The organism is Pseudomonas sp. TZ252 (genome assembly GCF_056110345.1).
The window spans coordinates 5,552,196-5,578,278 of the sequence record NZ_CM148566.1 but is presented as its reverse complement, the minus strand read 5'-3'; the positions used below and the strand labels follow the sequence as shown (position 1 = coordinate 5,578,278).

The 26,083-nt window shown below is 67.1% G+C and carries 21 protein-coding genes; 16 read left to right on the top strand and 5 right to left on the bottom strand.

Translation table 11 applies throughout. The features are described from left to right. Nucleotides 1-76 precede the first annotated feature (76 nt). From ACYAF3_RS25720 to ACYAF3_RS25705, 4 genes are all read right to left on the bottom strand, one after another. On the bottom strand, nt 77-1,024 hold the full coding sequence (locus ACYAF3_RS25720) for a LysR family transcriptional regulator (protein ID WP_003089050.1): 948 nt from the start codon (nt 1,022-1,024) through the stop codon (nt 77-79). 67 nt (nt 1,025-1,091) lie between these two features. Next, complete coding sequence (locus tag ACYAF3_RS25715) at nt 1,092-2,612, bottom strand: tripartite tricarboxylate transporter permease (protein ID WP_023115354.1); 1,521 nt, start codon at nt 2,610-2,612, stop codon at nt 1,092-1,094. Next, nucleotides 2,609-3,139, bottom strand: a complete 531-nt coding sequence (locus tag ACYAF3_RS25710; protein ID WP_003089052.1) for a tripartite tricarboxylate transporter TctB family protein — start codon at nt 3,137-3,139, stop codon at nt 2,609-2,611. Before ACYAF3_RS25710 ends, ACYAF3_RS25715 begins: the two co-directional genes overlap by 4 nt. A gap of 27 nt (nt 3,140-3,166) precedes the next feature. Further along, nucleotides 3,167-4,180 carry a Bug family tripartite tricarboxylate transporter substrate binding protein gene (locus ACYAF3_RS25705; protein ID WP_003089055.1) on the bottom strand — a complete coding sequence of 338 codons (1,014 nt, stop codon included), beginning with the start codon at nt 4,178-4,180 and terminating at the stop codon, nt 3,167-3,169. 266 nt (nt 4,181-4,446) lie between these two features. On the opposite strand from ACYAF3_RS25705, the gene ACYAF3_RS25700 reads away from it, so the two are divergent. From ACYAF3_RS25700 to ACYAF3_RS25650, 11 genes are all read left to right on the top strand, one after another. Then, nucleotides 4,447-5,763, top strand: a complete 1,317-nt coding sequence (locus ACYAF3_RS25700; RefSeq protein ID WP_474726657.1) for an MFS transporter — start codon at nt 4,447-4,449, stop codon at nt 5,761-5,763. Next, on the top strand, nt 5,756-6,715 hold the full coding sequence (locus tag ACYAF3_RS25695; RefSeq protein ID WP_003113699.1) for an amidohydrolase family protein: 960 nt from the start codon (nt 5,756-5,758) through the stop codon (nt 6,713-6,715). Before ACYAF3_RS25700 ends, ACYAF3_RS25695 begins: the two co-directional genes overlap by 8 nt. Beyond that, nucleotides 6,712-7,725: a 4-hydroxythreonine-4-phosphate dehydrogenase PdxA gene (locus ACYAF3_RS25690; RefSeq protein WP_003117327.1), complete on the top strand. Its 1,014-nt coding sequence runs from the start codon at nt 6,712-6,714 to the stop codon at nt 7,723-7,725. Before ACYAF3_RS25695 ends, ACYAF3_RS25690 begins: the two co-directional genes overlap by 4 nt. Before the next feature lie 172 nt (nt 7,726-7,897). Then, nucleotides 7,898-9,148 (top strand): OprD family porin, encoded by a 1,251-nt coding sequence (locus ACYAF3_RS25685; RefSeq protein WP_003115516.1) that lies wholly within the window; start codon nt 7,898-7,900, stop codon nt 9,146-9,148. Between the two features lie 185 nt (nt 9,149-9,333). Next, nucleotides 9,334-10,656 (top strand): MFS transporter, encoded by a 1,323-nt coding sequence (locus ACYAF3_RS25680; protein WP_003113702.1) that lies wholly within the window; start codon nt 9,334-9,336, stop codon nt 10,654-10,656. Between the two features lie 30 nt (nt 10,657-10,686). After that, nucleotides 10,687-11,862 (top strand): L-lyxonate dehydratase, encoded by a 1,176-nt coding sequence (locus tag ACYAF3_RS25675; RefSeq protein ID WP_003113703.1) that lies wholly within the window; start codon nt 10,687-10,689, stop codon nt 11,860-11,862. A 27-nt stretch (nt 11,863-11,889) separates the two neighbouring features. After that, the gene (gene araD1 / locus ACYAF3_RS25670; protein WP_023087527.1) at nt 11,890-12,885 is read left to right on the top strand and encodes an AraD1 family protein; all 996 of its coding nucleotides are present in this window, start codon (nt 11,890-11,892) and stop codon (nt 12,883-12,885) included. 128 nt (nt 12,886-13,013) lie between these two features. Continuing rightward, on the top strand, nt 13,014-14,597 hold the full coding sequence (locus ACYAF3_RS25665) for an aldehyde dehydrogenase (NADP(+)) (RefSeq protein ID WP_009876401.1): 1,584 nt from the start codon (nt 13,014-13,016) through the stop codon (nt 14,595-14,597). A 648-nt stretch (nt 14,598-15,245) separates the two neighbouring features. Then, nucleotides 15,246-15,866 carry a paraquat-inducible protein A gene (locus tag ACYAF3_RS25660; RefSeq protein ID WP_023115352.1) on the top strand — a complete coding sequence of 207 codons (621 nt, stop codon included), beginning with the start codon at nt 15,246-15,248 and terminating at the stop codon, nt 15,864-15,866. After that, entirely contained in the window at nt 15,859-18,162 is a 2,304-nt protein-coding gene (locus ACYAF3_RS25655; protein ID WP_023115351.1) for a PqiB family protein, read from the top strand. Before ACYAF3_RS25660 ends, ACYAF3_RS25655 begins: the two co-directional genes overlap by 8 nt. A gap of 58 nt (nt 18,163-18,220) precedes the next feature. After that, nucleotides 18,221-18,724 (top strand): hypothetical protein, encoded by a 504-nt coding sequence (locus ACYAF3_RS25650; RefSeq protein ID WP_003089145.1) that lies wholly within the window; start codon nt 18,221-18,223, stop codon nt 18,722-18,724. Between the two features lie 65 nt (nt 18,725-18,789). On the opposite strand, the gene ACYAF3_RS25645 is transcribed toward ACYAF3_RS25650, so the two are convergent. Then, nucleotides 18,790-20,742: a sigma-54-dependent Fis family transcriptional regulator gene (locus ACYAF3_RS25645; RefSeq protein ID WP_003144202.1), complete on the bottom strand. Its 1,953-nt coding sequence runs from the start codon at nt 20,740-20,742 to the stop codon at nt 18,790-18,792. A 196-nt stretch (nt 20,743-20,938) separates the two neighbouring features. On the opposite strand from ACYAF3_RS25645, the gene ACYAF3_RS25640 reads away from it, so the two are divergent. From ACYAF3_RS25640 to ACYAF3_RS25620, 5 genes are all read left to right on the top strand, one after another. Beyond that, a complete protein-coding gene (locus ACYAF3_RS25640) occupies nt 20,939-21,994 on the top strand; it encodes a phosphotransferase family protein (RefSeq protein ID WP_016253453.1) in 1,056 nt (351 codons plus the stop codon). After that, nucleotides 21,991-22,347 carry a DUF6285 domain-containing protein gene (locus ACYAF3_RS25635; protein WP_033957400.1) on the top strand — a complete coding sequence of 119 codons (357 nt, stop codon included), beginning with the start codon at nt 21,991-21,993 and terminating at the stop codon, nt 22,345-22,347. Before ACYAF3_RS25640 ends, ACYAF3_RS25635 begins: the two co-directional genes overlap by 4 nt. Nucleotides 22,348-22,397: 50 nt before the next feature. Further along, nucleotides 22,398-23,570, top strand: coding sequence for an acyl-CoA dehydrogenase family protein (locus ACYAF3_RS25630; RefSeq protein ID WP_010794173.1), 1,173 nt, complete (start codon nt 22,398-22,400; stop codon nt 23,568-23,570). Then, nucleotides 23,570-24,337: an SDR family NAD(P)-dependent oxidoreductase gene (locus ACYAF3_RS25625; protein WP_003123438.1), complete on the top strand. Its 768-nt coding sequence runs from the start codon at nt 23,570-23,572 to the stop codon at nt 24,335-24,337. Before ACYAF3_RS25630 ends, ACYAF3_RS25625 begins: the two co-directional genes overlap by 1 nt. A gap of 86 nt (nt 24,338-24,423) precedes the next feature. Then, the gene (locus ACYAF3_RS25620) at nt 24,424-26,070 is read left to right on the top strand and encodes an acyl-CoA synthetase (protein WP_011666659.1); all 1,647 of its coding nucleotides are present in this window, start codon (nt 24,424-24,426) and stop codon (nt 26,068-26,070) included. Nucleotides 26,071-26,083: the final 13 nt, after the last annotated feature.

Here is a 26,083-nt window from a genome sequence, read left to right as displayed (position 1 = left end):
TCACTCCGTTGAAATGCCGCAGGATGTTAGAGGTCCAGCCGGCTCGCGGCTATTAGCTCATTTGTGCTAGTGCCGCTCACTTCGCCAGGTGCCGCGCCTGTTCGGCATGTACGCTGGCCATGAAGGTCTGCATGGCCGAGGAGTGGACCCGGTTGCGTCGGGTGATCAGGCCGTAGGGCGGCAGGCGCGGCTCCAGCTGGATCGGCAGGATCGCCAGCAGGTGCTTGCCCGGGTAGTCCTCGATCACCGAGCGTGGAGTGATGCCGATCATGTCGGTCTGTTGCAGCAGGGAGAGCAGGGTCATGATCGAGGTGGTCTCGACGATACTGCTCGGCAGGTCGATGCGCGCATTGTGGAAGGCCTGGTTGACGATCCCGCGCATCGGGCTGGGGTGCTGCTGCAACACCCAGGTCAGCTCCTGCAACTCGCCCCAGTCCAGCTTGCGTGCCTGCGACAACGGGTTCTGCGCGCCGACCACCACGCAGAGTTCTTCCTCGCCGAGGCTGTCGAACACCAGGTCGTCGGTGCGCGCGCCGCTGGGGATGCGTCCGAGCACCACGTCCAGCTGGTCCTGTTGCAGGGCCTGGACCAGCACGTCGCTGGTGTCCACCTGGATGCTCATCGACAGCCGTGGATGACTCTGCTTCAGGGTGGCGATGGTGCGCGTCAGCAGGCTCGAGGCCAGCGCCGGGATCGCTCCGACGGTGACCCGGCCGAGGTTGCCGGATTCCAGCGCAACCAGTTCCTCGCGCATCCCGGACAGCTCGGCGAAGATCATCCGCGAGTAATAGATCAGCGTCTCGCCGAAAGGCGTCGCGCGCATGCCGCGCGGCAAACGCTCGAACAACTCGACGCCGAGCAGGTCTTCGGCCTCGTGGAGCATCTTGGTCGCCGCCGGCTGGGTCATGCCAATCTCGTCGGCGGCGCGGCGCAGCGAGCCGAGTTCCTCCAGGGCCAGCATCAGGCGCAACTGGCGCAGGCGCAGGCGGCTGTGGATGATGCTGGCGTCGGGAATCCGGGACATGGCGTATCTCGCTGGCGGCGGGGAGACCCAGGGTGACAAGAAATCCACCCCGCCGCCAGACGCAGGCTCAGGCGGCATGCCGGAGACTCCGCCGGCCACGCCGGAACAGCGCCCCGGCGCACCGCGCCAGCAACGGCCAGAGCAGCATCGCCAGCGCCGCGCCGGTCAGGCTGGCCACCAGCGGGTTGGACCAGAACACCGAGAGTTGCCCGTCGGAGAACAGCATCGACTGGCGGAACGCGTCCTCGGCCTTGTCGCCGAGCACCGCGGCGAGCACCAGCGGGGCGATGGGGTAGCCGAGTTTCTTGAACAGGTAGCCGAGCGCGCCGAACAGCAGCATCAGGACCACGTCGAGCATGGCGTTGTGCACCGAGTAGGCGCCGATGGCGCAGACCATGACGATGATCGGCGCGACGATGGCGAACGGAATCCGCAGGATCGAGGCGAACAGCGGTACGGTCGCCAGTACCACGATCAGGCTGACCACGTTGCCCAGGTACATGCTGGCGATCAGGCCCCAGACGAAGTCGTGTTGTTCGACGAACAGCGTCGGCCCGGGATGCAGCCCCCAGATCATCAGGCCACCGAGCATCACCGCGGCGGTCGCCGAGCCGGGGATGCCGAGCGTCAGCATCGGCAGCAGGGCGCTGGTGCCGGCGCTATGGTCGGCTGTCTCCGGAGCGATCACGCCTTCCACCTCGCCCTTGCCGAAGTTCTCGCGGTTCTTCGAGAAGCGCCGCGCCAGGCTGTAGCTCATGAACGAGGCGGCGGTGGGGCCGCCCGGAGTGACGCCCATCCAGCAGCCGACCAGCGCGCTGCGCAGCCAGGTCAGCCAGTAGCGCGGCAGCCTGGCCCAGGTACGCAGGATCACCATCGGCGTGATGCGTGCGCGCTCGCCGCGAAACACCAGGCCTTCCTCCACCATGCAGAGGATCTCGCCGATGCCGAACAGGCCGATCACCGCCACCTCGAAACTCAGCCCGGAAAGCAGCCAGGGCTGGTCGAAGGTCAGGCGCAGGTCGCCGGACACGGTATCCATGCCCACGGCGGCCATGGCGAAGCCGATGGTCATCGCCACCAGGGTCTTCAATGGCGGGTTGCGGCTCATGCCGATGAAGGTGCAGAACGCCAGCAGGTAGACGGCGAAGAACTCGGGCGAGCTGAACGCCAGGGCGAAGCGAGCGATATGGGTGGACAGGAAGGTCAGCAGCAGCACGCCGACCAGCGCCCCGAGGAGCGCCGAGGTGAAGGCGGCGGTCAGCGCTTCGCCGGCCTGGCCGTTGCGCGCCATCGGGTAGCCGTCGAAGGTGGTGGCCACCGACGACGGCTCGCCGGGGATGTTGAACAGGATCGAGGTGATCGAGCCGCCGAACAACGCGCCCCAGTACATGCAGGAAAGCAGGATGATCGCCGACACCGGCGACATGCTGAAGGTCAGCGGCAGCAGCAGCGCCACCCCGTTCGGCGCACCGAGGCCCGGCAGCACGCCGACCAGGATGCCGAGCAGCACGCCGATCACCATCAGGCCGAGGTGATGGGCGCTGAGGACCAGGCTCATGCCCTGCATCAGGGAATCGAATTCGCTCATGGCCTGGCGCTCCCGACGAAGGCCGCGAGGTCGGCCAGTATTCCGGCATCCAGCGGCACCTTGAACCAGACGGCGAAGACCAGGTAGCTGGCCAGCGCCGCGCCGCAGGACAGCGTGACGATCAGCGGCACGCCGTAGGGTTTGTCGCGGCTACGGTCGCGCCACATGAACCAGGCGATGAACAACGCGGAGGCGAGGTAGATCCCGGCGAACGGCATGGCCGCCACGTAGGCGGCGATCGGCAGGAACACCGCAAGCACCCGGCGAAAGGCCGTGCGGGCGACGAACGAGGTATCCAGCGCCCGCCAGCGGCACAGGGCCAAGAGCAGGTTGCCGAGGCTGGCGGCGCTCAGCAGCAGGCCGATGTAGAAGGGGAAATAGCCGGCCTCGGGGCCGCTGTCGCCCCAGCCGATGCCGATATCCTGGCTGCCGTACATGACGATCGCGCCGAGCGCGGCGGTGAACAGCGCCAGGCCGATCTCCACCCAGCGGGTGGCGACCAGCGGCGCATCGGATGAGCTGGACATGTTCGTCTCCTGATCGCGCTACGCGGGTTACTGGCGAAGCCAGCCGGCTTCCTGGAACAGCGGGATGACGCGCTGGCGGTCCTTCTCGATGTAGCTCACCAGGTCCTCGCCAGCGAGGAAGGTCGGCGCCAGCGCCGAGCGTTCGACATAGTCCCTGAACTCGGCGGTCTGGCTGACCTTGCGCATCAACTCGACGTAGAAGGCGCGCTGCTCGTCGCTGACTCCGCCGGGCAGGAACACGGTGCGCGGGAAGCGGTACTGGTCGATGCCCAGGCCCTGCTCGTGGCAGGTGGGGATGTCCGCCCAGGACTGCTCGGCAGCGACCTTGGCGGTGTAGATCATGCGCTCGTGGCTGAACACGCAGAGCGGCCGGACCTGGCCGCCGCGCCACTGGCTGAGGCTTTCCGCCGGGTTGTTGAGGTTGGCGGCGATGTGCCTGCCGGCCAACTGGATGGACGCCTCGCTGCCGCTCTTGAAGGGGATGTAGGTCAGTTTGCCGCCGACCTGCTTGCCGAGCAGCAGGCTTAGAGTCTGGTCGACGTCCTTCGACTGGCTGCCGCCGAAGCGCATGCCTGTCGCGTCCTTCTTCAGATCGGCGAGGAACGCCGCGGCGTCCGCCCACGGCGCCGCCTGGTAGGTCCAGAGGATGAAGTCGTCCTCGGCCACCGCCGCCACCGGCGTCAGGTCGGTCCATTGGTAGCCCAGCCGGGCCACCAGCGGCAGCAGGTAGACATTGTTGGTGCCGATCACCAGCTTGTGCGCGTTGCCCTTGGCCAGCTTCAGGTCGAGGAAGGCTTCGGCGCCGTTGCCGCCGCCCTTGTTCAGCACCACGGTGTTGACGTCGAGCAGCTTGTTCTGGCTGATCGCCGACTGGACCAGGCGGGCGAGTTGGTCGGTGCCGCCACCGGGACCGCCGGCGACGACGATCTCCAGGTTCTCTTCGGGTTTCCAGGCAGCCGCCAGGGCGGGCAGGGCGGTGCAGCAGAGCAGGGCGCAAGCGGCCAGGAAGGAGGGGACGGAGCGCGCATATGCGGTACGCATGGAGGACCTCTGGTTGTCATTGTTGTTATGGGTAGAGCGGAGTGTGCGAAGCGCACCGATAAGCGTCCACTCAAAATAAGGCATACACCGATAGCCTGGGGTTATGAGTGGAAGCGGATGTCGGATACCTGGAGCGATAACCGTAGGAAATGGCCGTATGAGCAGCTTTGATTAGACGGTTATCGATGGAAAGCCGGATAGTGGGCGTGCCGGACCTGCCAACCCAGTTCCGCAGCACAAGAACAACAATAAAAGAGGTACGACCCATGGCTCAGGCACAGACCGCCGTGCTCCAGGCTGATCCTGCCCAGGACAAGGCCACTGCCGCAAAACCCAGCAACGTCCGCTGGCGCATCTTCGCCATCGTCTTCGCCCTGACGGTGATCAACCTGGTCGACCGGGTCTCGCTGTCCATCGCCATGCCCACCATCGCCGGTGAATTCCAGCTCACGCCGAGCATGCAGGGGCTGATCCTCAGCAGCTTCTTCTGGGCCTACGCGCTGTTGCAGATTCCCGGCGGCTGGCTGATCGACCGCTACGGCCCGCGCCGGGTGATCGGCTGGTCCACCGGCCTCTGGGGAGCCTTCCAGACCCTCGCGGCCTTCGCCAGCGGCGGCCTGTCGCTGATGTTCGCCCGGGTCGCCCTGGGCGCGGCGGAAGCGCCGCTGTTCCCCTCCGGCGGCAAGCTCAACTCGCTGTGGCTGGGCTCCAGCGAACGCAGCCGCGGCGCCGTGCTGATGGACTGCGGAGGGCCGCTGGGCGTCGCTCTCGGCGGACTGGTCATCGCCTACCTGATCGCCGTGCTCGGCTCCTGGCGCAGCGCCTTCTTCATCGCCGGCATCGCCACCCTGGCCATGGCCTGGCACTACCTGCGCGACGACCCGGCCGAGCATCCCGGGGTCAACGCCGCCGAGCTGGACCGGATCAACGCCGACCGCACCACCCCGCTCGCCGAAGCGGACTGCCAGGCCGGCGGAAGACTGGGCATCGCCGGCCGCTCCCTGGTCGGTATCGTCCTCGGCCGCGCCAGTTGGGCCATGGTGTTCTTCGGCCTGCTGACCTGGGGTCCTAGCTACCTGGCGCAGGCGCGCGGCTTCGATATCAAGGGTATCGGCGCCGCGACCTTCGTCATCTTCCTCTGTGGCGCCGTCGGTTCCCTGGTCGGCGGCTTCCTCTGCGACCTGCTGATCCGCAAGGGCGTGCGCCGCGGCCTGGCGGCCAAGGGCCTGCTGACGGTCTCGGGCCTCGCGGCGCTGGTCGCCTTCCTGCTGTTGCCGAGCCTGGAAGATGCCTATGCCGCCGTGACCCTGCTGGCGCTGACCGCCTTCTTCCTGATGTGGGGCAGCCTGTACTGGAGCTTTCCGGCCTTGCTCGCCGCTCCGGCCCGGGTCGGCCTGGTCGGCGGGGTGATGAACATGGCCGGCAGCCTCGGCGGCATCGCCGTGCCGATCCTGGTCGGGCTGCTGCTGCAACACCTGGGCGGATATGCCGCGGTGCTGGGCTTCTTCGCCCTCTGCTCGGCAGCCTTCATCGCCGGCACCCTGCTGATTTCCCTGGACAAGACCGAGGCAAAGCATGGCTGAGCTGTACGACGGGCCGATCGTCGACGCCCATCATCATTTCTGGGACCCGCAGGCGAACTACCACCCCTGGCTCGCGGAGGACGCCAAGATTCCGTTCCGCTACGGCGACTACAGCGCGATCAAGCGCCGCTACCTGCCGGCGGACTACTTCGGCGACGTCGGCGCACACCGGGTGGTCGAGACGGTCTACGTGGAAACCGAGTGGGACCCGCGCGATCCGCTCGGCGAAACACGCTTCGTGCATCACCTCGCCGAACGCCATGGCGCGCCCCACGCAGTGGTGGCGCAGGCCTGGCTGGACGCGCCGGACGCCGCCGAGGTGCTGGCGGCGCAGGCGGGCTTCGCACGGGTCCGCAGCGTCCGCCACAAGCCCGGCGGTCCGCAACGCCCGCAACAGGTCGGCGAGTTGCGCAGCCTGATGAGCGACGAGCGCTGGCGTCGCGGCTATGCCGAGCTGGCCCGGCACGGCCTGCACTTCGACCTGCAGACACCCTGGTGGAACCTCGCCGAGGCCGCATGCCTGGCGCGCGACTTCCCCGATACGCTGATCGTGCTCAACCACGCCGGCCTGCCGTCCGATCGCAGCGAGGAGGGGCTGGCCGCCTGGCAACGGGCCATGGCGCGCTTCGCCGAATGCCCCAACGTGGCGTTGAAGATCTCCGGCATCGGCCAGGCCGGCCGGCGCTGGAGCGTCGAGGACAACGCCTGGATCGTCCGCGAAAGCATCGCCCTGTTCGGCGTCGAGCGGGCGATGTTCGCCAGCAACTTCCCGGTGGACAGCCTGTGCGGCTCGTTCGACGACATCTATGGCGGTTTCAAACGCATCGTCGCCGACCTGCCGTACGCCGACCAGGAACGGCTTTTCCATAGCAACGCGCGGCGCATCTACCGCACCGTACCCGACACCGTGCGCCTGCAGCAGGCGTCGCCCGACCCGAGGACTTCCCCATGAACGCTCCATCCCTACCGCGACTGGCCATGGTCCTGGGCGATCCGGCCGGCATCGGCCCGGAACTGATCGCCCGCCTGCTGGCCGACACCGAGGTGCGCGAGAAGGCGCACATCGTGCTGATCGCCGACGAAGCGGAAATGCGTCGCGGCATGCGCATCGCCGGCTGCGAATTCCCCTACCGGCGCATCGACGCGCTGGAGACCCTGGATTTCGCCGACGCCACGCCACTGCTGCATCCCTGGCTCAGCCAGGGCGGGGACGAGTTCCCACGCAGCGAAGCGAGCGCCGTCGGTGGCCGCTACAGCCTGGAGACCCTCGCGCTGGCCCTCGAACTGACCCGCAGCGGCAGGACCGATGCGATCCTCTTCGGCCCGCTGAACAAGACCTCGCTGCACATGGCCGGCATGGACCACAGCGACGAGTTGCACTGGTTCGCCGAGCGCCTGGGGTTCGGCGGCCCGTTCTGCGAGTTCAACGTCCTCGACAACCTCTGGACCTCGCGGGTGACCTCCCACGTAGCCCTGGCCGAGGTGCCGGGCCTGCTCAGCCAGGAGCGGGTAGGGGAGGCGATCCGCCTGATCGACGACGCGCTGCGCCGCAGCGGCCTGGCGCGGCCGCGCATCGGCGTCTGCGGACTGAACCCGCACAACGGCGACAACGGCAGCTTCGGCCGCGAGGAGCTGGACATCATCGCTCCGGCGGTGCAGAAGGCGCGCGAACAGGGGATCGCCGCCGACGGCCCGTATCCCGCCGACACCATTTTCCTCAAAGTGCAGGGTGACGCCCGTGCCTTCGACGCGGTGGTGACCATGTACCACGACCAAGGGCAGATCGCGATCAAGCTGATGGGCTTCTCCCGCGGCGTGACCGTCCAGGGCGGCCTGCCGATCCCCATCGCTACGCCGGCCCACGGTACCGCCTTCGATATCGCCGGGCAGGGAAGGGCCGACGTCGGCGCCACCCGCCAGGCGTTCGAGATCGCCTGCCGGATGGGCAGGCGCAAAGCCTGATCGCCTGCATGCGACGCGACAACCAGAGCGCCGCCCCTTCGTAACGCGCTCCCTGGCGCCTCTCTGTACCGTCGCGGCGGGGCAGGAGGCGTCGCACCTTCGACGAGAGACACATCGCCTGGAGCCGCAGCGCTCCACGGCTCGCTTCGGCCTGGGAAAAGGAAAAACAACAATGACCCGTTCCGCTCCGAACCTGCTGAAATCCGCCTCGCTCGCCCCGGTCCTGCTGGCCGGCCTGCCGTCGCTCGCCGGCGCCGAGGGCTTTATCGAAGACGCCAGCGTCAGCCTCGGCCTGCGCAATCTCTATTTCAATCGCGACTTCCGCCAGCCCGGCGCGGCGCAGTCGAAACAGGAGGAGTGGGCCCAAGGCTTTCTCCTACAGGCGAAGTCCGGCTATACCCAGGGCACCCTGGGCCTCGGCGTCGAGCTGATCGGCCAGCTCGGCCTGAAGCTCGACAGCAGCCCTGATCGTGCTGGCTCCGGGCTGCTGCCACGCCACGCCGACGGACGCGCAGCGGACGACTACGCGCGACTGGGCGTGGCGCCGAAGCTGAAGCTGTCGAATACCGAGCTGAAGCTCGGCGAACTGCTGCCGGAACTGCCAATCCTCCTGCGCAACGACGGCCGCCTGCTGCCACAGACCTTCCAGGGCGGCATGCTGACCTCCAGGGAAATCGCCGGCCTGACCCTGCACGGCGGGCAGATGCGTTCGCTCAGCCAGCGCAACTCCAGCGACCACCAGGACCTCTCGGTGGATGGGCGCGGCGGGGCGTTCTCCGACCGTTTCGACTACCTGGGCGCGGAGTACCGCTTCAATGCCGAGCGCAGCCAGGTCGGGCTGTGGCAGGCGCGACTGCAAGACATCTACCGGCAGGACTACTACAGCTTGAGCCACAAGCAGAGCTTCGGCGGCTGGCGCCTGGGCGCCAGCGTCGGGCTCTTCGACACGCGCGACGAAGGTGCCGCGAAGCTCGGGGAACTGGAGAATCGCGCGCTGACCGGTTTCTTCAGCGCGACCCGCGGCGGCCACAGCCTCGGCGCCGGCTACCAGCGCATGTACGGCGACGACGGGATGCTCTACATCGCCGGCACCAGCACGCCGTTGGTCAACGACATCCAGGTGCGCAACTTCACCAGCGCCGGCGAGCGCTCCTGGCAACTGCGCTACGACTACGACTTCGTCGCCCTGGGCATTCCCGGGCTGACCGCCATGGCCCGCTACGCCAGCGGCGCCCATGCCCGGACGAAGGCGATGGACGACGGCCGCGCCTGGGAACGCGACGTGGACGTCGCCTACGTGATCCAGAGCGGCCCGCTGAAGAACCTCGGCCTGCGTTGGCGCAACGCCATGCTGCGGTCCAACCATGCCGCCGATGTCGACGAGAACCGCCTGATCCTCTCGTATTCCCTGCCGCTGCTCTGAGCGCAGGGCCGTTCTCGCTGCTGCCCGATAACCGGCGATTGGCTGATTGGTTAAAAGGTATTGCCTGGGGTTATCGATGAATGCGCAGAAGTGATTATCCGCGCGGGAGCGGCCTGGCTACAGTCGGCCCAACGCAAGCGGCCATGCCGCCTCCGCGTCGAACAACAACAAGAAGGAAGCCCTCCATGAGCGCCATGAACGACCACGCCAGGCTGCTGTCCTCGGCGATCGCCACCAGCCGCCTGCGGCTCCTGCCTTTCCTGGTCCTGATGTATGTACTGGCTTTCATCGACCGGGCCAACGTCGGTTACGCGCGGGCCTTCCTGCAAGCCGACACCGGCCTCGGCGATGCCGCCTTCGCGTTCGGCGCGAGCATCTTCTTCATCGGCTATGCCTGCTTCGAGGTACCCAGCAACCTGATGCTGCACCGCCTCGGCGCCAGGGTCTGGCTGTGCAGGATCATGGTCACCTGGGGCCTGGTCTCGGCGGCGATGATGTTCGCCGACGACGCCATGACTTTCTATGTCCTGCGCTTCCTGCTGGGCGTCGCCGAGGCGGGCTTCTTCCCCGGCATCATCCTCTACCTCACCTACTGGTTCCCGCAGCGCAGCCGTGCCCAGGCGCTCGGCCTGTTCTATTTCGGCCTGCCGCTGGCGCTGGTGCTGGGCGGTCCGCTGTCCGGCTGGCTGCTGGAGTTCCACGGCATCTTCGGCCTGGCCAACTGGCAGTGGCTGTTCGTCACCGAGGGCCTGCTGGCCTCGCTGGTCGGCATTGCCGCCTACTTCTACCTGGTCGACCGCCCGCGCGATGCCGGCTGGCTGAGCGACGAGCAGAAGCGGGCGCTGGAAGGCGAGCTGGCCGAAGAAGACACCCGCAAACAGGCACGCGGCCCGCACGGCTTCCTCAGCGCCCTGCGCAGCGGCCAGGTGCTGAAGTTCTGCCTGGTCTACTTCACCATCCAGATGAGCGTGTACGGCGTGGTGTTCTACCTGCCGACCCGCATCGCTAGCTTCCTCGACGGCCAGGTCGGCCTGAACGTCGGCCTGATCACCGCGATTCCCTGGGTCTGCGCCCTGGTGGTAACGCGCCTGGTGACCCGCCAGGCCGACCGCAGCGGCCAGCATCGCCAGCTCGCGGTGGCCATGCTGGGCATGGCCGCAGCCGGTATCGCCGCCTCGGCGCTGGCCGGCAACCTGGGCCTGGCGGTGATCGCCTTCTGCTTCGCCGCGTCCGGCTTCGTCTCGGTGCAGCCGCTGTTCTGGACCCTTCCCACCGGCTACCTGAGCGGTGCGGCCGCGGCCAGCGGCATCGCCCTGATCAACTCCCTGGGCAACCTCGGCGGCTTCGTCGCGCCGAACCTCAAGACCCTCATGGAAAGCCAGTTCGCCGACCCGCGCGCCGGCATGTTCGCCCTGGCCGCCGTCGGCCTGCTCGGCGCCTGTCTGCTGGCCCGGCTGAAGACTTCCGGATCCTCGTCCGTCCCGCTGCGAGCGCGGCAGGCCGGCTGACCCACACTACGCACCGATAGGAGCTGCGACATGAAAATCAAATCCGTCCGTACCCGCGTCTTCGAATGGAAGGGCAAGGTCGTCCCGCCGCAGGCGCACTTCTGCACCAATGCCAGCGACATCCTGTTCGAGAAGGGAGACGCCATGGGTTCGTTCCGCTTCCACGGCTGGCTGGTGGTGGAGATCGAGACCGACGACGGCCTCGTCGGCATCGGCAACTGCGCCCTGGCGCCGCGCGTGGCGAAGGAAATCGTCGACCTCTACCTGGCGCCGATCTGCATCGGCGAAGACCCGTTCGACAACGAGTACATCTGGCAGAAGATGTATCGCCGCACCCACGCCTGGGGCCGCAAGGGCATCGGCATGGCAGCCATCTCGGCGGTGGACCTGGCGATCTGGGACATCATGGGCAAGGCGGTGAACAAGCCGGTGTTCAAGCTGCTCGGCGGCCGCACCAAGGAGAAGATCTGGACCTACGCCTCGAAGCTCTACGCCAACGACAACCTCGACGCCTTCCTCGAAGAGGCCCAGGGCTACCTGAACCAGGGCTTCACCGCGCTGAAGATGCGCTTCGGCTATGGCCCCAAGGACGGCCCGACGGGCATGCGCAGGAACATCGAGCAGGTCCGCGCGCTACGCGAACTGGCCGGGCCGGACATCGACATCATGCTCGAATGCTACATGGGCTGGACCCTGGAATACGCCCGGCGGATGCTGCCGAAGCTCGCCGAGTTCGAACCGCGCTGGCTGGAGGAGCCGGTGATCGCCGATGACATCGAGGGCTACGTCGAGCTGAAGAAGATGGGGATCATGCCGATCTCCGGCGGCGAGCACGAATTCACCGGCCACGGCTTCAAGGACCTGCTGGAGCGCCGCGCGGTGGACGTCATCCAGTACGACACCAACCGCGTAGGCGGGATCACCGCCGCGCGCAAGATCAACGCCATGGCCGAGGCCTGGTCAGTGCCGGTGATCCCGCACGCCGGACAGTTGCACAACTATCACCTGACCATGGCCAGCACCGCCTCGCCGATGGCCGAGTTCTTCCCGGTGTTCGACGTCGAGGTCGGCAACGAGCTGTTCTACTACGTGTTCAAGGGCGAGCCGCAGCCGGTCGACGGCTATATCCAGCTGGACGACCACAAGCCCGGCCTGGGCCTGGAGATATCCGAAGAGCACCTCAAGGATTTCATCATCATCGAGTGATAGTCGGAGCCCACAGGAGGAGCCGAGATGCGGCTGATTCAATTCGAGGACCGGGCAGGGCAGCGCCGGGTCGGCGTCGTCGAAGGCGCCCGGATACAGGTGCTGCGCGGCGTGCGCAGCACGCGCGAACTGGGGCTGGCGGCGATTCGCGCGGGCAGCGGCCTGCACGACGAGGTGCTGCGCCGAGGCAGCGAGCCAGGCCCGGACTATGCCGGGTTGCTGGAGGAGGGAAGGGTGCTGCCGCCGCTGGATCATGACGACCCGGCCCATTGCCTGGTCAGCGGCACCGGCCTGACCCACCTGGGCAGCGCCGCGACGCGCGACCGCATGCACCAGCAGAACCAGGGCGACGAGACCGCGCTGACCGACACCATGCGCATCTTCAGGTGGGGCCTGGAGGGCGGCAAGCCACCGGCGGGCCAGGTCGGCGCGCAGCCCGAATGGTTCTACAAGGGCGACGGCGGCATCGTCGTGCGCCCCGGCGCGGACTTCCCGCTACCGGCCTTCGCCGAGGACGCCGGCGAGGAACCGGAGCTGGTCGGGCTCTACCTGATCGGCGATGACCGCCGGCCTTACCGGCTCGGCTACGCCCTGGGCAACGAGTTCTCCGACCACCTGATGGAGCGCCGCAACTACCTGTACCTGGCGCATTCCAAGCTACGCGCCTGCTGCTACGGGCCGGAGCTGCGAGTCGGCGAACTGCCGCGCCACCTGCAGGGCGAGAGCCGGATCCTGCGCGACGGCGAAGTGCTCTGGCAGCAGGCGTTCCTTTCCGGCGAGGACAACATGTGCCACAGCCTGGAGAACCTCGAGTACCACCATTTCAAGTACGCGCAGTTCCTCCGTCCGGGCGACGTCCACGTGCATTACTTCGGTACCGCCACGCTGTCCTTCGCCGACGGGATCAAGGCTGCTCCGGGGGATGTCTTCGAGATCGCCATGGCCGAGTTCGGCGCGCCGCTGCGCAATGGCATCGCCGCCGTCGAGACCGCACTGACGCCGGGGCGGGTGGTAGCGCTCTGAAGCCCCACCGCCGTGCATAGGCCGGAGCTCCACGAGAGACCCGCGGCACGGTTTCCTTCATTCCTGCGGAGCCTTGGCTCCAACCCCGCCGGCCATCCCCGGCGGGGCTTCCCCTGTATGAGGTCGACATGACAGCCATCCTCGGACACAACTTCATCGGCGGCGCCCGCAGCGCGGCCGGCACGCTCTTCCTGCAAAGCCTCGACGCCGCCAGCGGTGAGGCGCTGCCGTACCGCTTCGTGCAAGCCACCCCGGAAGAAGTGGACGCCGCCGCCGAAGCCGCCGCCAGCGCCTACCCGCACTACCGGCAACTGCCGGCCAGCCGCCGCGCGGAATTCCTCGATACCATCGCCGCCGAACTCGACGCGCTGGACGACGATTTCGTCGCCATCGTCTGCCGTGAAACCGCGCTACCGGCCACGCGCATCCAGGGCGAACGCAACCGCACCAGCGGCCAGCTGCGCCTGTTCGCCGAAGTCCTGCGGCGCGGCGACTTCCATGGCGCGCGCATCGACCGCGCCCGGCCCGAACGCAAGCCGCTGCCACGCGTCGACCTGCGCCAGTGCCGGATCGGCCTCGGCCCGGTGGCGGTGTTCGGCGCGAGCAACTTCCCCCTGGCGTTCTCCACCGCCGGCGGCGATACCGCCGCGGCCCTGGCCGCCGGCTGCCCGGTGGTGTTCAAGGCGCACAGCGGACACATGGCCACCGCCGAACGGGTCGCCGCGGCGATCCTCCGCGCGGCCGAGCGCACCGGCATGCCGGCGGGCGTGTTCAACATGATCTACGGCGGCGGAGTAGGGGAGCGGCTGGTACGCCACCCCGCGATCCAGGCGGTCGGCTTCACCGGTTCGCTGAAGGGCGGCCGCGCCCTCTGCGACATGGCGGCCGCCCGGGCGCAGCCGATCCCGGTGTTCGCCGAGATGAGCAGCATCAACCCGGTGGTGCTGCTGCCGGCGGCGCTGAAGAAGCGCGGCGAGGCCGTGGCCGACGAACTGAGTGCCTCGGTGGTGCTCGGCTGCGGCCAGTTCTGTACCAATCCCGGGCTGGTCATCGGCATCCGCTCTGCGCAATTCTCGGCGTTCCTCGAACGCTTCGCCGCCCGCATGGACGACCAGCCGGCGCAGACCATGCTCAACGCCGGCACGCTGGCCAGCTATGAAAAAGGCCTGGCGGCGCTGCACGCCCACCCGCGCGTCCGCCATCTCGCCGGGCAACCGCAGGAGGGCCGCCAGGCCCGGCCGCAACTGTTCCAGGCGGACGTCAGCCTGCTGCTGGAGGGCGACGAGTTGCTGCAGGAAGAAGTCTTCGGCCCGGCCAGCGTGGTCGTCGAGGTCGCCGACCACGCCGAACTGAAGCGCGCGCTGCATGGGCTGCACGGGCAGCTCACCGCGACCCTGATCGCCGAAGCGGAAGACCTGGCGTCCTTCGCCGACCTGGTACCGCTCCTGGAACAGAAGGCAGGACGCCTGCTGCTCAACGGCTACCCGACCGGCGTGGAAGTCTGCGACGCGATGGTCCACGGCGGCCCGTACCCGGCCACTTCGGACGCCCGCGGCACCTCGGTGGGCACCCTGGCCATCGACCGTTTCCTGCGCCCGGTGTGCTACCAGAACTACCCGGACGCGTGGCTGCCGGAAGCGCTGAAGGATGGCAACCCATTGGGGATTGCGCGGTTGGTGGACGGGGTTGGGACGCGGGCGGCGATTGACTGAAAGAGGAACCGGGCAAAGACGAGGTTCGGAGGATATCGGAGCCTCAGAGGTGTGCAGCAGGACACTGGAGGAGCCCCGGAAGAGGCCCGCCGGTGTTCCTGCCTGTAAAGCGAGTATCGATCCAGGGCTACCCGAGTGCTCCTATCGTCCCATGCCTGGACGCGGAAAAGCCGCTTCTCGGTGTCGAGGGATTCTCGGCCGATACCGCCACTTGCATCGGCATGAGACAGGAGGCGCGCCACAATCTCTCCGGGGGTCCTTCCTTCCGTGGCGAATGCCATGATGCCTCCCTGGCAGGATCGCCGCTTGGCTCCGTATAGCGCGATGGAGAAAAACACATGAGACAATATTGACTCATGTGAACTATATAAGCATCATGCGATCCCAGCGCTCGATCGTCGTCCAAGCGGCATGAATAGCGAGTCCGGCCCAGCCTGGCCAGATCGAGCCGAGCGGACAACTGATGCGCGTGAGTGGCCGAACCCATGCCATCGCTGTAACGCCCCGAACAGAATCGTCTTCCGACGGCAGCCTCCCCCGACAGGTGGTTTCCCCGTGCCCATTCCCTGCCGGGCAAGGCACAGGTTGGCCGCCGCGCTGGACGACGACAAACCATCACCGTCCCGGCAGAGATCCTGGAGAACGACAATGCGTGCGATCGATGCCGGCATTCTGGTCTGCGGCGAGTGCCACCAGTTGAATCGCGCCGACGGGAACGAGCATCCGCGTTGCAGTCGCTGCGGCGCGAAGCTGCATCCTCGGCGGCCGAACAGCATTGCCCGCACCTGGGCGTTGCTGATCTCGGCGATGATTCTCTACGTTCCCGCCAACCTGTTGCCGATCATGACCGTCAACATGCTCGGCAAGGGCTCCCCGGCGACCATCATGGGCGGGGTCGTGACCCTGATCCAGGCCGACATGTTTCCCATCGCCCTGGTGGTGTTCGTCGCCAGTATCGTCGTCCCCACCTTCAAGCTGGTCGGCATCGCCCTGCTGCTCTATTCGGTGCAGCGGCACCAGCCGATGTCGGCCCGCCAGCGAATCATGATGTACCGCTTCATCGAATGGGTCGGGCGCTGGTCGATGCTCGATATCTTCGTCATCGCCATCCTCGTGGCGCTGGTCAATTTCGGCAACCTGGCGAGCATCGAGGCCAATCTCGGCGCCGCCGCCTTCGCCAGCGTGGTGGTGCTCACCATGTTCGCCGCCGTGACGTTCGACCCCCGGCTTATCTGGGACAACACCAATCTGGACGACGAGAATGAGTGATTTGCCAAGCCCGAAGAAACACAAGACCTCGAACTGGTCGGCGATCTGGGTGCTGCCGCTGGTGGCCCTGGCTATCGGGGCCTGGCTGGGCTGGCGCGCCTACGACCAGGCAGGGGTGCTGATCCAGGTGCGCTTCGAGAGCAGCGATGGCATCCAGGCGAAGAAGACCGAGGTGCTGTACAAGGGCATCGCGGTCGGCAAGGTTGTCGCGCTGGATGTCAGCGAAGATATCAAGGGCGTGGTGGCCACCATCGAAATGGACAAGGAGGCGCGCCAGTACCTGAGCAAGGGTACCCGCTTCTGGCTGGTCAAGCCGCGGGTTTCCCTGGCTGGCGTCACCGGCCTGGAAACCCTGGTATCCGGCGTCTACATCGCGGTCGATCCGGTGAAGGGCGAGAAGGAAGAACGCAACTTCACCGCGCTGAAGCAGCCGCCCCCCCTTTCCGACAGGCTGCCCGGCCTGCACCTGACCCTCAAGGCCGATCGCCTGGGCTCCCTGGAGCAGGGCAGCCCGGTGTTCTACCGGCAGATCCAGGTCGGCCAGGTGAAGAGCTTCCAGTTGGGCGATGACCAGAGGACCATCGAGATCAAGGTGCACATCGAGCCGGCCTACGCCGACCTGGTGCGCAAGCACACGCGATTCTGGAACGCCAGCGGCATCTCCATTTCCGGCGGCCTGTCCGGCTTCAAGGTGCGTAGCGAATCGTTGCTGACCCTGGCGGCCGGCGGCATCGCTTTCGCTACTTCCGATAGTCGAGGCGACAGCCCGCCGACCGATCCGAGCAAGCCGTTCCGTCTGTACGACGACTACGACGCGGCCCAGGCCGGTCTGCGCGTGAAGCTGAAGATGAACGACGTCAGCGGCATCGATCCGGGCCGCACCCCGGTGATGTTCAACGGCGTGCAGGTCGGCCTGGTCAAGTCGATCGACATGGACAAGGACTACAGCAGCGCCACTGCCGACCTGGCGATGGATCCGCGGGTCGAGGACATGCTGCTGGAAGGCACCGAGTTCTGGACCGTCAAGCCAAGCATCTCCCTGGCCGGCATCACCGGCCTCGAGGCCCTGGTGAAAGGTAACTATATCGACGTGCGCTTCGCCAAGAGCGGCGCGCCGAGTCGCGAGTTCACCATCCGCCCGAAAGCGCCGCCGCTGAACACCGACGCGCCCGGCCTGCACCTGGTGCTGACCAGCGACAAGCTCGGCTCGATCGATATCGGCGCGCCGATCCTCTACCGCCAGGTCCGCGTCGGCAGCGTGCAGAGCTACCAGCTGTCGCGCGACCGCCAGCGAGTGGTGGTGGGTGTGCACATCGAGCCGGAGTACGCGCACCTGGTGAATACCTCGACGCGCTTCTGGAACTCCAGCGGGATCACCTTGTCCGGCAACCTCAGCGGCGTGCAGGTGAAGAGCGAGTCGCTACAGACCCTGATCACCGGCGGGATCTCCTTCGACACCCTCGATCCGAAGGCGCCGACCGTGACCAAGGTGCGGCGCTTCACCCTCTTCGACAGCGAGGAGGCGGCGATGGCCCGTGGCGTGGAGATCCAGCTGAGCATCGACAATGCCGATGGACTGCGCGAAGGCACGCCGATCCGCTTCAAGGGCCTGGACATCGGCAAGATCGAAAGCGTCGAGCTGAACCCGGACCTCTCCGGGGTACTGATGAAGGCCCGCCTGACTTCCGCCGGCGAGCGCGTCGCCCGCAGCGGAACCCGCTTCTGGGTGGTACGTCCGGCGCTCGGCCTGCTGCGTACCGAGAACCTCGGAACCCTGGTCAGCGGCCCCTACATCGAGGCGCTGCCGTCGAGCACGCCGGGCGAGCGCCAGGCACGCTTCCAGACTCTCGCCGAAGCGCCCAACCTGCTGGGCCGGGAAAGCGGCCTGCGGCTGACCCTCAGTGCGCCGCGCAAGGGCTCGATCAAGCCGGGCAACCTGGTGACCTACCGGCAGATCCCGGTGGGCAAGGTCGTCGACCTGGCCTTGGGCGAACAGGCCGACCGGGTGCTGATCAGCATCCTCATCGAACCGCGCTACGTACCGCTGGTGCGTACCGGCAGCCGTTTCTGGAATGCCAGCGGCTTCGGCGTCGACGCCAGCCTGTTCAAAGGCCTGTCGCTACGCACCGAGTCGATGGAGGCGCTGATGGAGGGCGGCATTGCCTTCGCCACCCCGAACAATGCGCAGATGGGCGAGCCCGCCAAGCCGGGGCAGACCTTCGCCCTGTTCGATTCGGCCAATGACGAATGGCTGGAGTGGGCGCCCAGGATCGCCCTGAGGAGCGGGGCCCGTTGATGTCGCATCGCACCGCGGCAGCATGAATCCATTCGATCAACCCAGAAGGAGAACGCCGATGTCCAGGCGCTTGCTTTTCGTGGCCACCCTGGTCGCGACCCTTTCCCTTGCCGCTCATGCCGACGAACCCCTGCCATCGGTCGAGCAGGTGATGAACGAGCACAAGGAAAAGATCAGGAACCAGCTGGAAACCATCAACTACAAGCGCAAACGGATGGTCGAGGCAAACATGGCGCTGGACGGCACCGAAGCCGAGACGTTCTGGCCGATCTATTCACGCTACCGAGGCGAGACGGACAGCCTGCACAAGGAGACATTCCAGCTCCTGCTCGAATATGCCCGCGCCTATGGTTCCGGCAGCATTACCGACGCGGAAGCTTCGAGGATGGTCGACCTCTATCGGGGATTGCAGGAGAAACAGCTGGCCGTGCTGCACCGGTACGTGCAGGAAGTGGCCGAGAAGATGTCACCTCGGCGGGCCATGCGCTTCCTGCAGATCGAAGCGCAACTGGACGCGCTGGAGGCGTTGCAGATCGGCAAGCAGGTTCCGCTGATCAATTGAGTTTCACGGCACCGGCCGCGTCCATGCCTGGGCGAGTTCCGCATCGCCCAGGCGCATCGTTTTGCTCAGCGTGCCGAACGAAGCCGCCGCCACAGCGTGGTCCGGCTGATCCCGAGCCGACGCGCAGCCTCGTCAAGGCTGCCCTGGCAGCTGTCCAGCGTCTCCTGTATGTAGCGCAACTGCGCGGTTTTGCCGATGGCGTGCAAATCCTTTGTGCGCGATGGCTCTTTCCGGGACCTGGGCTGAGGCTGGCCTTCGAATAGCTCGGGCAGCACGCGAGCCAGGTAATGCTCATCCACGCCGTGCTCATGGAAGATTTCGCTGGCGGAGAGCATCGCCCGTTCGATGACATTCTCCAGTTCCCTGACGTTTCCGGGCCAGGAATGGCGGACGAGGTAGGGTAGCAGGAGCGTCGTTATGCCTGCGGCACCCGGTGGCTGGCCCTGGACCAGCAGGCGCTGGCTGATTCCCTGGCAAATCAGAGGGATGTCCTCGGGCCGCTCGCGCAGGGGCGTGGTCTGCAAGCGCAGGATATTCAGCCGGTAATACAGGTCGGTGCGAAACTCGCGATCCTTCATGGCGGCCCCCAGGTCCTTGTGGGTGGCGGCGACGATGCGCACGTCGATGGAGATCGGCTCGGTGCCGCCCAGGCGCAAGACCTCTCGCTCCTGCAATACACGAAGGAGGCGAGTCTGCAGCGACACAGGCATGTCGCCGATCTCGTCGAGGAACAGCGTGCCACGGTGCGCCGCCTCGAACAGGCCGGGCTTGCCGCCTTTGCGCGAACCGCTGAAGGCGCCTTCCTCGTAGCCGAACAGTTCGCTTTCCAGTAGCGACTCGGGAAACGCCGCGCAGTTGATGGCGACGAAAGGCCCGTGCCGGCGAGGGCTCTCGTTATGGATCCCTTGGGCGAGCAGTTCCTTGCCGGTGCCGCTTTCGCCAGTGATCAGGATGGTCGAATGGCTGGCGGCAAAGCGCTTGGCCAGCTGCAACATCTCACGGTTGGCCTTGCTCGCGCCGTTGAGTTGTTCGAGCCGGTAACGCGCGGTGAAGGCACCTGGACGGCGAGTGGAGCGGATGCGTTGATCCGCGCGCTGCACGGCGGTGATGTCCTGGCAGGTGAGCACCAGGCCGGTACGCTCGCCATTCTCCAGGATCGGCAGGAGATTGCTGACCACGGCGTGCGAGCCCAGCCGGATCACCCGGTTTTCCTCGCCACCGCCATCCTCTAGCGCCTGTTGCAGGTCAAGCTCCGGGCATAGCTGCTGTAACGGTCGACCCAGAGCCGAGCTGACCGGCAACTCCAGCAACTGGGCAAGGGCAGGGTTGAGCGATTGCACCACACCCTGGTTGTCGACCGCTGCCACACCGCTTGGAATGTGTTGCAGCACCGCGTCCAGATGCCGCCGCTTGGCGATCTCCAGGCGCTGGCTGTCGAGGACTCCCATGGCTTCCTCGAGCGCCTTGCGCGCAGTGTCTTCGCTCAGCGACAGCACGCCGTGCAGGCCTGCCTGTTCCGCCAGCTCCACCACCGTCGACGAACCGATGATGCTGCGGCAACCCAGCCGGGCTACCTCCAGGACAGCCTGGCGAGCCTCTTCCAGGGTGGTGTAGGCGACCTGGTGAACCTGCACCGTGAACAGCGTTCGCATGGCTTGCAGGTCCCGGTCGATGCGGTTGTAGCTGAGCAGGGCGACATGGGAGGAGTGTTCGCGAGCTTGCTCCAGCGCACGCAACAGGTCTCCGCCGCCAACACGCATCGTCAGAACCGGACGTGCCAGGTGTCTACGCAGGTAGGCGGCAGTGGCGCCAGCACAGACGAACACGTCGGCCTTGCCGCGCTGTTCGAGATCGCGGGCGGTTTGCAGGGCTTCGGATACCGAGGTGTCGAGCACCTCGATATGGACGTCCGGGTAGCCCGCCGCCAGGCCGGCCACCAGGCTGGCGAGGCGACTGCGCTGCCGAGGTCGTTGAAGGTGACTGACCAGCACGACAACCTGGGAAAGGGGAGGACGCATGTCGAGACCTGTTCAGGATTGAATTGTTTCGATACTGAATCAGTTCGTTGCAAAAGTGAAACCCGGATTGCTTCGTCGAGCGCCATGGAAAAACCTGGCGCCAGAGAGCGCGCGGGTTACAGGCATATCCCGAAAATTGGCCCAGGCGTTGCTAAAGCTGTCTGACAACATGACTACAGGCAGGCCCTACAACCCCATGAGCACTCCTCCTACGACCGTACGGGACGGCGAGACATTCGTGGCCCCGGACGACCAGCCACTGGTCGAGTTCATCCGCGAGCACGCCGCAGCGAAGCGGGTGGTCATCCAGGCACGCCAGCGCCTGAGCGGCGGCGCCATCCAGGAAAACTGGCTGCTGGACCTGCTGATCGAAGGCGGCCCCTGGGCTGGCGCCCGGCGTTGGGTGCTGCGCAGCGATGCGCTTTCCGCGCTACCCGCCAGCCTTGACCGCGAACAGGAGTTCGCGGTGCTGCAAGTGGTTCATCAGGCCGGTGTGAAAGTACCGCGCCCGCTGTGGCTGTGCCGCGATATGCGCGTGCATGGGCGGGTGTTCTTCCTGATGGAGTACGTGCCGGGTGTCGCCGCCGGTCGCTTGCTCAGCGCTGGCGCCGGCACCCAGGGCCGGGCGCAGCTGGCGGCGCAGCTTGGCGCCAACCTGGCGCGCCTGCATCAGGTTCGCCCGCCGTGCGCCGCGCTGGATTTCCTGCCGATGCCAACCCGCTCACCGGCCTTGGCGACCATCGACGCCTATCGCCACTACCTCGACACCCTCGCCGATGCCTATCCGGTGCTGGAGTGGGGCCTGCGCTGGTGCGAGCTGCACGCACCGCGCAACAGCATCCTGTGTCTGTTGCACCGTGACTACCGCACCGGCAACTACCTGGCCAGCGAACAGGGACTCGAAGCCGTACTCGACTGGGAGTTCACCGGCTGGGGCGACCCGTGCGAGGACCTCGGCTGGTTCACCGCCCGCTGCTGGCGCTTCACCCGCCCAGACCTCGAGGCCGGCGGTATCGGCCAACTGGAGGACTTCCTGGGGGGCTACCACGAGGTGTCTCCGCTGCGTATCGAGCGCAGCCAACTGCACTACTGGCAGGTCATGGCCACCCTGCGCTGGGCGGTGATCGCCCTGCAGCAAGGCCAGCGCCATCTGTCCGGCGAAGAGCCGTCCATTGAGCTGGCACTGACCGCACGACTGCTGCCGGAGCTTGAGCTCGACATCCTGCACATGACCGGAGCCGAAGCGCCATGACCCAGCCCGATGCCCATGAACTGCTCGACATCGCTCGCTCGACGCTTCTGGAGCAACTGCTGCCAGCGCTGCCCGGCGAGCTGCGTTACCCGGCCCTGATGATCGCCAATGCCATGGCCATCGCAGCCCGCGAAAGCCGCCTGGGGGCTCTGGCCGAGGACCAGGAGCGGACACGTCTGGCCGCCTTGGTCGACGAGGCGCCCGCAGCCTTGCCCGACCTGCGCCGCCAACAGGCACGGGCCATTCGCCTGGGCAGCCATGACGCCCCGCAAAACCATAGAACCCTGGTCGAGACATTGCGCCAGGTCACCCTCGCCCGATTGGCCATCAGCAATCCCAAGGCCTTGCCCTGAACGGCGTCAGCCATCTCATTCCCGACAGACAAGCACCCAGAAGGACAACCATGAACTTCACCCTCCCGGACGAACTGCTCGCCTTGCAGGCCAAGACCCGAGACTTCATCGCCGAACAGGTCATCCCGCTCGAGAACGACCCCCGCCAGGACAGCCACGGCCCCAGCGACGCCCTGCGCCAGGACCTGGTGGCCCGCGCCCGCGCGGCCGGCTTGCTGACGCCCCACGCCAGCCGCGAAATGGGTGGCCTGGCGCTGAGCCACGTGGCCAAGGCGATCGTCTTCGAAGAGGCCGGCTACTCGCCGCTGGGCCCGGTGGCGCTGAACATCCATGCCCCGGACGAAGGCAACATCCACCTGATGGACGTGGTCGCCACCGAGGCGCAGAAAGACCGCTGGTTGCGCCCGCTGGTCCAGGGCCATGCCCGTTCCTGCTTCGCCATGACCGAGCCTGCGCCAGGCTCCGGCTCGGACCCCTCGATGCTGCGCACCACCGCCACCCGCGATGGCGACGACTACCTGATCAATGGCCGCAAGTGGCTGATCACCGGCGCAGAAGGCGCCGACTTCGGCATCATCATGGCGCGCATGGAGGATGGTACGGCGACCATGTTCCTGACCGACATGAAACGCGACGGCATCATCCATGAGCGTCAGCTGGACTCGCTGGACAGCTGCTTCACCGGTGGCCACGGGCAGCTGCGTTTCGACAACCTGCGTATTCCGGCGAGCGATGTGCTCGGCGAGATCGGCAAGGGGTTCCGGTATGCCCAGGTGCGCCTGGCGCCGGCGCGGCTCACCCACTGCATGCGCTGGCTGGGCGCCGCGCGTCGCGCCCACGACATCGCCTGCGACTATGCGCGCACCCGCGACGCCTTCGGCAAGCCGCTGGGCGAGCACCAGGGTGTGGGCTTCATGCTGGCCGACAACATGATGGACCTGCACGTGGTGCGCCTGGCGGTGTGGCACTGTGCCTGGGTGCTCGACCAGGGCCGGCGGGCCAATGTCGACTCCAGCATGGCCAAGGTGATCAGCGCCGAGGCGTTGTGGCGGGTGGTCGATCGTTGCGTCCAGGTACTGGGCGGGCGCGGGGTGACCGGAGACACCGTGGTGGAGCGGATCTTCCGCGACATTCGCCCGTTCCGCATCTATGACGGCCCGAGCGAGGTGCACCGCATGAGCCTGGCGAAGAAACTGCTCGACCAGCGCCTGGAGGCCCGCTGATGCAGCCGAACCTGACCCGACTGTTCGCCCTCGACGGGCGCCGCGCCCTGGTGACCGGAGCCTCCAGCGGCCTGGGCCGCCACTTCGCCATGACCCTGGCCGCCGCAGGCGCCGAGGTGGTGGTGACTGCCAGGCGCCAGGCGCCGCTGCAGGCACTGGTGGAGGCCATCGAGGTGGCGGGAGGGCGGGCGCAGGCCTTTGCCCTCGATGTGACCTGCCGTGAGGATATCTGCCGGGTGCTCGATGCCGCCGGCCCGCTGGATGTGCTGGTCAACAATGCGGGGGTGAGCGACAGCCAGCCCTTGCTGGCCTGCGACGATCAAAGCTGGGACCGCGTGCTCGACACCAACCTCAAGGGCGCCTGGGCGGTGGCCCAGGAAAGCGCCAGGCGCATGGTCGCGGCGGGGAAGGGCGGCAGCCTGATCAATGTCACTTCGATCCTCGCCAGCCGTGTGGCCGGCGCCGTCGGCCCCTACCTGGCGGCCAAGGCCGGCCTGGCCCACCTGACCCGCGCCATGGCGCTGGAGTTGGCGCGCCATGGCATCCGGGTGAACGCCCTGGCGCCCGGCTACGTGATGACCGACCTGAACGAGGCCTTCCTGGCCAGCGAGGCCGGCGACAAGTTGCGCTCGCGTATCCCCAGCCGCCGCTTCAGCGTGCCGGCGGACCTGGACGGCGCCTTGCTGCTGCTCGCCAGCGATGCCGGGCGGGCCATGAGCGGCGCTGAGATCGTGGTCGATGGCGGCCATCTGTGCAGCAGCCTGTAGCGCGCCCTGGCGCAATAACAACAAGAACAGGAGGTATGTATGTGCGTGCAAGACCCGAGCAATGTGTCGATGAGGTGGCTGCCATGATGGTTCCGACCCTTGAGCACGAGCTTGCTCCCAACGAAGCCAACCATGTCCCGCTGTCGCCGCTGTCGTTCCTCAAGCGTGCCGCGCAGGTGTACCCGCAGCGCGATGCGGTGGTCTATGGCGCAAGGCGCTACAGCTACCGCCAGTTGCACGAGCGCAGTTGCGCCCTGGCCAGTGCCCTGGAGCGGGTCGGCGTACAAGCGGGCGAGCGGGTGGCGATACTGGCGCCGAATATCCCGGAAATGCTCGAGGCCCACTATGGCGTACCCGGTGCCGGGGCGGTGCTGGTATGCATCAACATTCGCCTGGAGGCACGCAGCATCGCCTTCATCCTGCGCCACTGCGCGGCCAGGGTGCTGATCTGCGACCGTGAGTTCGGTGCCGTGGCCCAGCAGGCGCTGGCCATGCTCGATGCGCCGCCCTTGCTGGTGGGCATCGACGATGATCAGGCCGAGCGAGCCGACCTCGCTCACGACCTGGACTATGAGGCGTTTCTGGCCCAGGGCGACCCGGGGCGGCCGCTGAGTGCGCCGCAGAACGAATGGCAGTCGATCGCCATCAACTACACCTCCGGCACCACGGGGGATCCCAAGGGCGTGGTCCTGCATCACCGCGGCGCCTACCTCAACGCCTGCGCCGGCGCGCTGATCTTCCAGTTGGGGCCGCGCAGCGTCTACCTGTGGACCTTGCCGATGTTCCACTGCAACGGCTGGAGCCATACCTGGGCGGTGACGCTGTCCGGTGGCACGCACGTATGCCTGCGCAAGGTCCAGCCAGATGCGATCCACGCCGCCATTGCCGAGCATGCGGTGACCCACCTGAGCGCCGCGCCGGTGGTGATGTCGATGCTGATCCATGCCGAGCATGCCAGCGTCCCTGCCGTGCCGGTATCGGTGATCACCGGCGGCGCCGCGCCGCCCAGCGCGGTCATCGCCGCCATGGAAGCACGCGGCTTCAGCATCACCCACGCCTACGGCATGACCGAAAGCTACGGCCCCAGCACCCTGTGCCTGTGGCAGCCGGGGGTCGACGAATTGCCGCTGGAGGCCCGGGCCCAGTTCATGAGCCGCCAGGGCGTCGCCCACCCGATGCTCGAGGAGGCCACGGTGCTGGATACCGACACCGGCCGTCCGGTCCCGGCCGACGGCCGCACCCTTGGCGAACTGGTAGTGCGGGGCAACACCGTGATGAAAGGCTACCTGCACAACCCCGAGGCCACCCGTGCCGCGTTGGCCGACGGCTGGTTGCACACCGGCGACCTGGCCGTGCTGCACCCGGACGGCTACGTGGAAATCAAGGACCGGGCCAAGGACATCATCATTTCCGGCGGCGAGAACATCAGCTCGCTGGAGATCGAGGAAGTGCTCTACCAGCACCCCGAGGTGGTCGAGGCCGCGGTGGTGGCGCGCCCGGATTCGCGCTGGGGCGAGACACCCCACGCGTTCGTCGCCTTGCGGGCGGATGCCTTACCCAGAACCACGGGTGACGATCTGGTCCGCTGGTGCCGCGAGCGCCTGGCGCACTTCAAGGCACCGCGGCATGTGACGCTTACCGAACTGCCCAAGACCGCCACCGGCAAGATCCAGAAGTTCGTCCTGCGCGAGTGGGCCCGGCAGGAGGAGGAGGCCGGCGACGCCGGCCGCTGATGGCGCTGCCGCA

Coding starts and splice junctions, on each gene's coding strand:
- araD1 (WP_023087527.1), top strand. CDS start 11,890: ATGCGGCTGATTCAATTCGAGGACCGGGCAGGGCAGCGCCGGGTCGGC.
- ACYAF3_RS25625 (WP_003123438.1), top strand. CDS start 23,570: ATGCAGCCGAACCTGACCCGACTGTTCGCCCTCGACGGGCGCCGCGCC.
- ACYAF3_RS25720 (WP_003089050.1), bottom strand. CDS start 1,024: ATGTCCCGGATTCCCGACGCCAGCATCATCCACAGCCGCCTGCGCCTG.
- ACYAF3_RS25685 (WP_003115516.1), top strand. CDS start 7,898: ATGACCCGTTCCGCTCCGAACCTGCTGAAATCCGCCTCGCTCGCCCCG.
- ACYAF3_RS25710 (WP_003089052.1), bottom strand. CDS start 3,139: ATGTCCAGCTCATCCGATGCGCCGCTGGTCGCCACCCGCTGGGTGGAG.
- ACYAF3_RS25640 (WP_016253453.1), top strand. CDS start 20,939: ATGAGCACTCCTCCTACGACCGTACGGGACGGCGAGACATTCGTGGCC.
- ACYAF3_RS25630 (WP_010794173.1), top strand. CDS start 22,398: ATGAACTTCACCCTCCCGGACGAACTGCTCGCCTTGCAGGCCAAGACC.
- ACYAF3_RS25665 (WP_009876401.1), top strand. CDS start 13,014: ATGACAGCCATCCTCGGACACAACTTCATCGGCGGCGCCCGCAGCGCG.
- ACYAF3_RS25650 (WP_003089145.1), top strand. CDS start 18,221: ATGTCCAGGCGCTTGCTTTTCGTGGCCACCCTGGTCGCGACCCTTTCC.
- ACYAF3_RS25655 (WP_023115351.1), top strand. CDS start 15,859: ATGAGTGATTTGCCAAGCCCGAAGAAACACAAGACCTCGAACTGGTCG.
- ACYAF3_RS25690 (WP_003117327.1), top strand. CDS start 6,712: ATGAACGCTCCATCCCTACCGCGACTGGCCATGGTCCTGGGCGATCCG.
- ACYAF3_RS25645 (WP_003144202.1), bottom strand. CDS start 20,742: ATGCGTCCTCCCCTTTCCCAGGTTGTCGTGCTGGTCAGTCACCTTCAA.
- ACYAF3_RS25680 (WP_003113702.1), top strand. CDS start 9,334: ATGAGCGCCATGAACGACCACGCCAGGCTGCTGTCCTCGGCGATCGCC.
- ACYAF3_RS25660 (WP_023115352.1), top strand. CDS start 15,246: ATGCGTGCGATCGATGCCGGCATTCTGGTCTGCGGCGAGTGCCACCAG.
- ACYAF3_RS25635 (WP_033957400.1), top strand. CDS start 21,991: ATGACCCAGCCCGATGCCCATGAACTGCTCGACATCGCTCGCTCGACG.
- ACYAF3_RS25675 (WP_003113703.1), top strand. CDS start 10,687: ATGAAAATCAAATCCGTCCGTACCCGCGTCTTCGAATGGAAGGGCAAG.
- ACYAF3_RS25705 (WP_003089055.1), bottom strand. CDS start 4,180: ATGCGTACCGCATATGCGCGCTCCGTCCCCTCCTTCCTGGCCGCTTGC.
- ACYAF3_RS25695 (WP_003113699.1), top strand. CDS start 5,756: ATGGCTGAGCTGTACGACGGGCCGATCGTCGACGCCCATCATCATTTC.
- ACYAF3_RS25715 (WP_023115354.1), bottom strand. CDS start 2,612: ATGAGCGAATTCGATTCCCTGATGCAGGGCATGAGCCTGGTCCTCAGC.
- ACYAF3_RS25700 (WP_474726657.1), top strand. CDS start 4,447: ATGGCTCAGGCACAGACCGCCGTGCTCCAGGCTGATCCTGCCCAGGAC.
- ACYAF3_RS25620 (WP_011666659.1), top strand. CDS start 24,424: ATGGTTCCGACCCTTGAGCACGAGCTTGCTCCCAACGAAGCCAACCAT.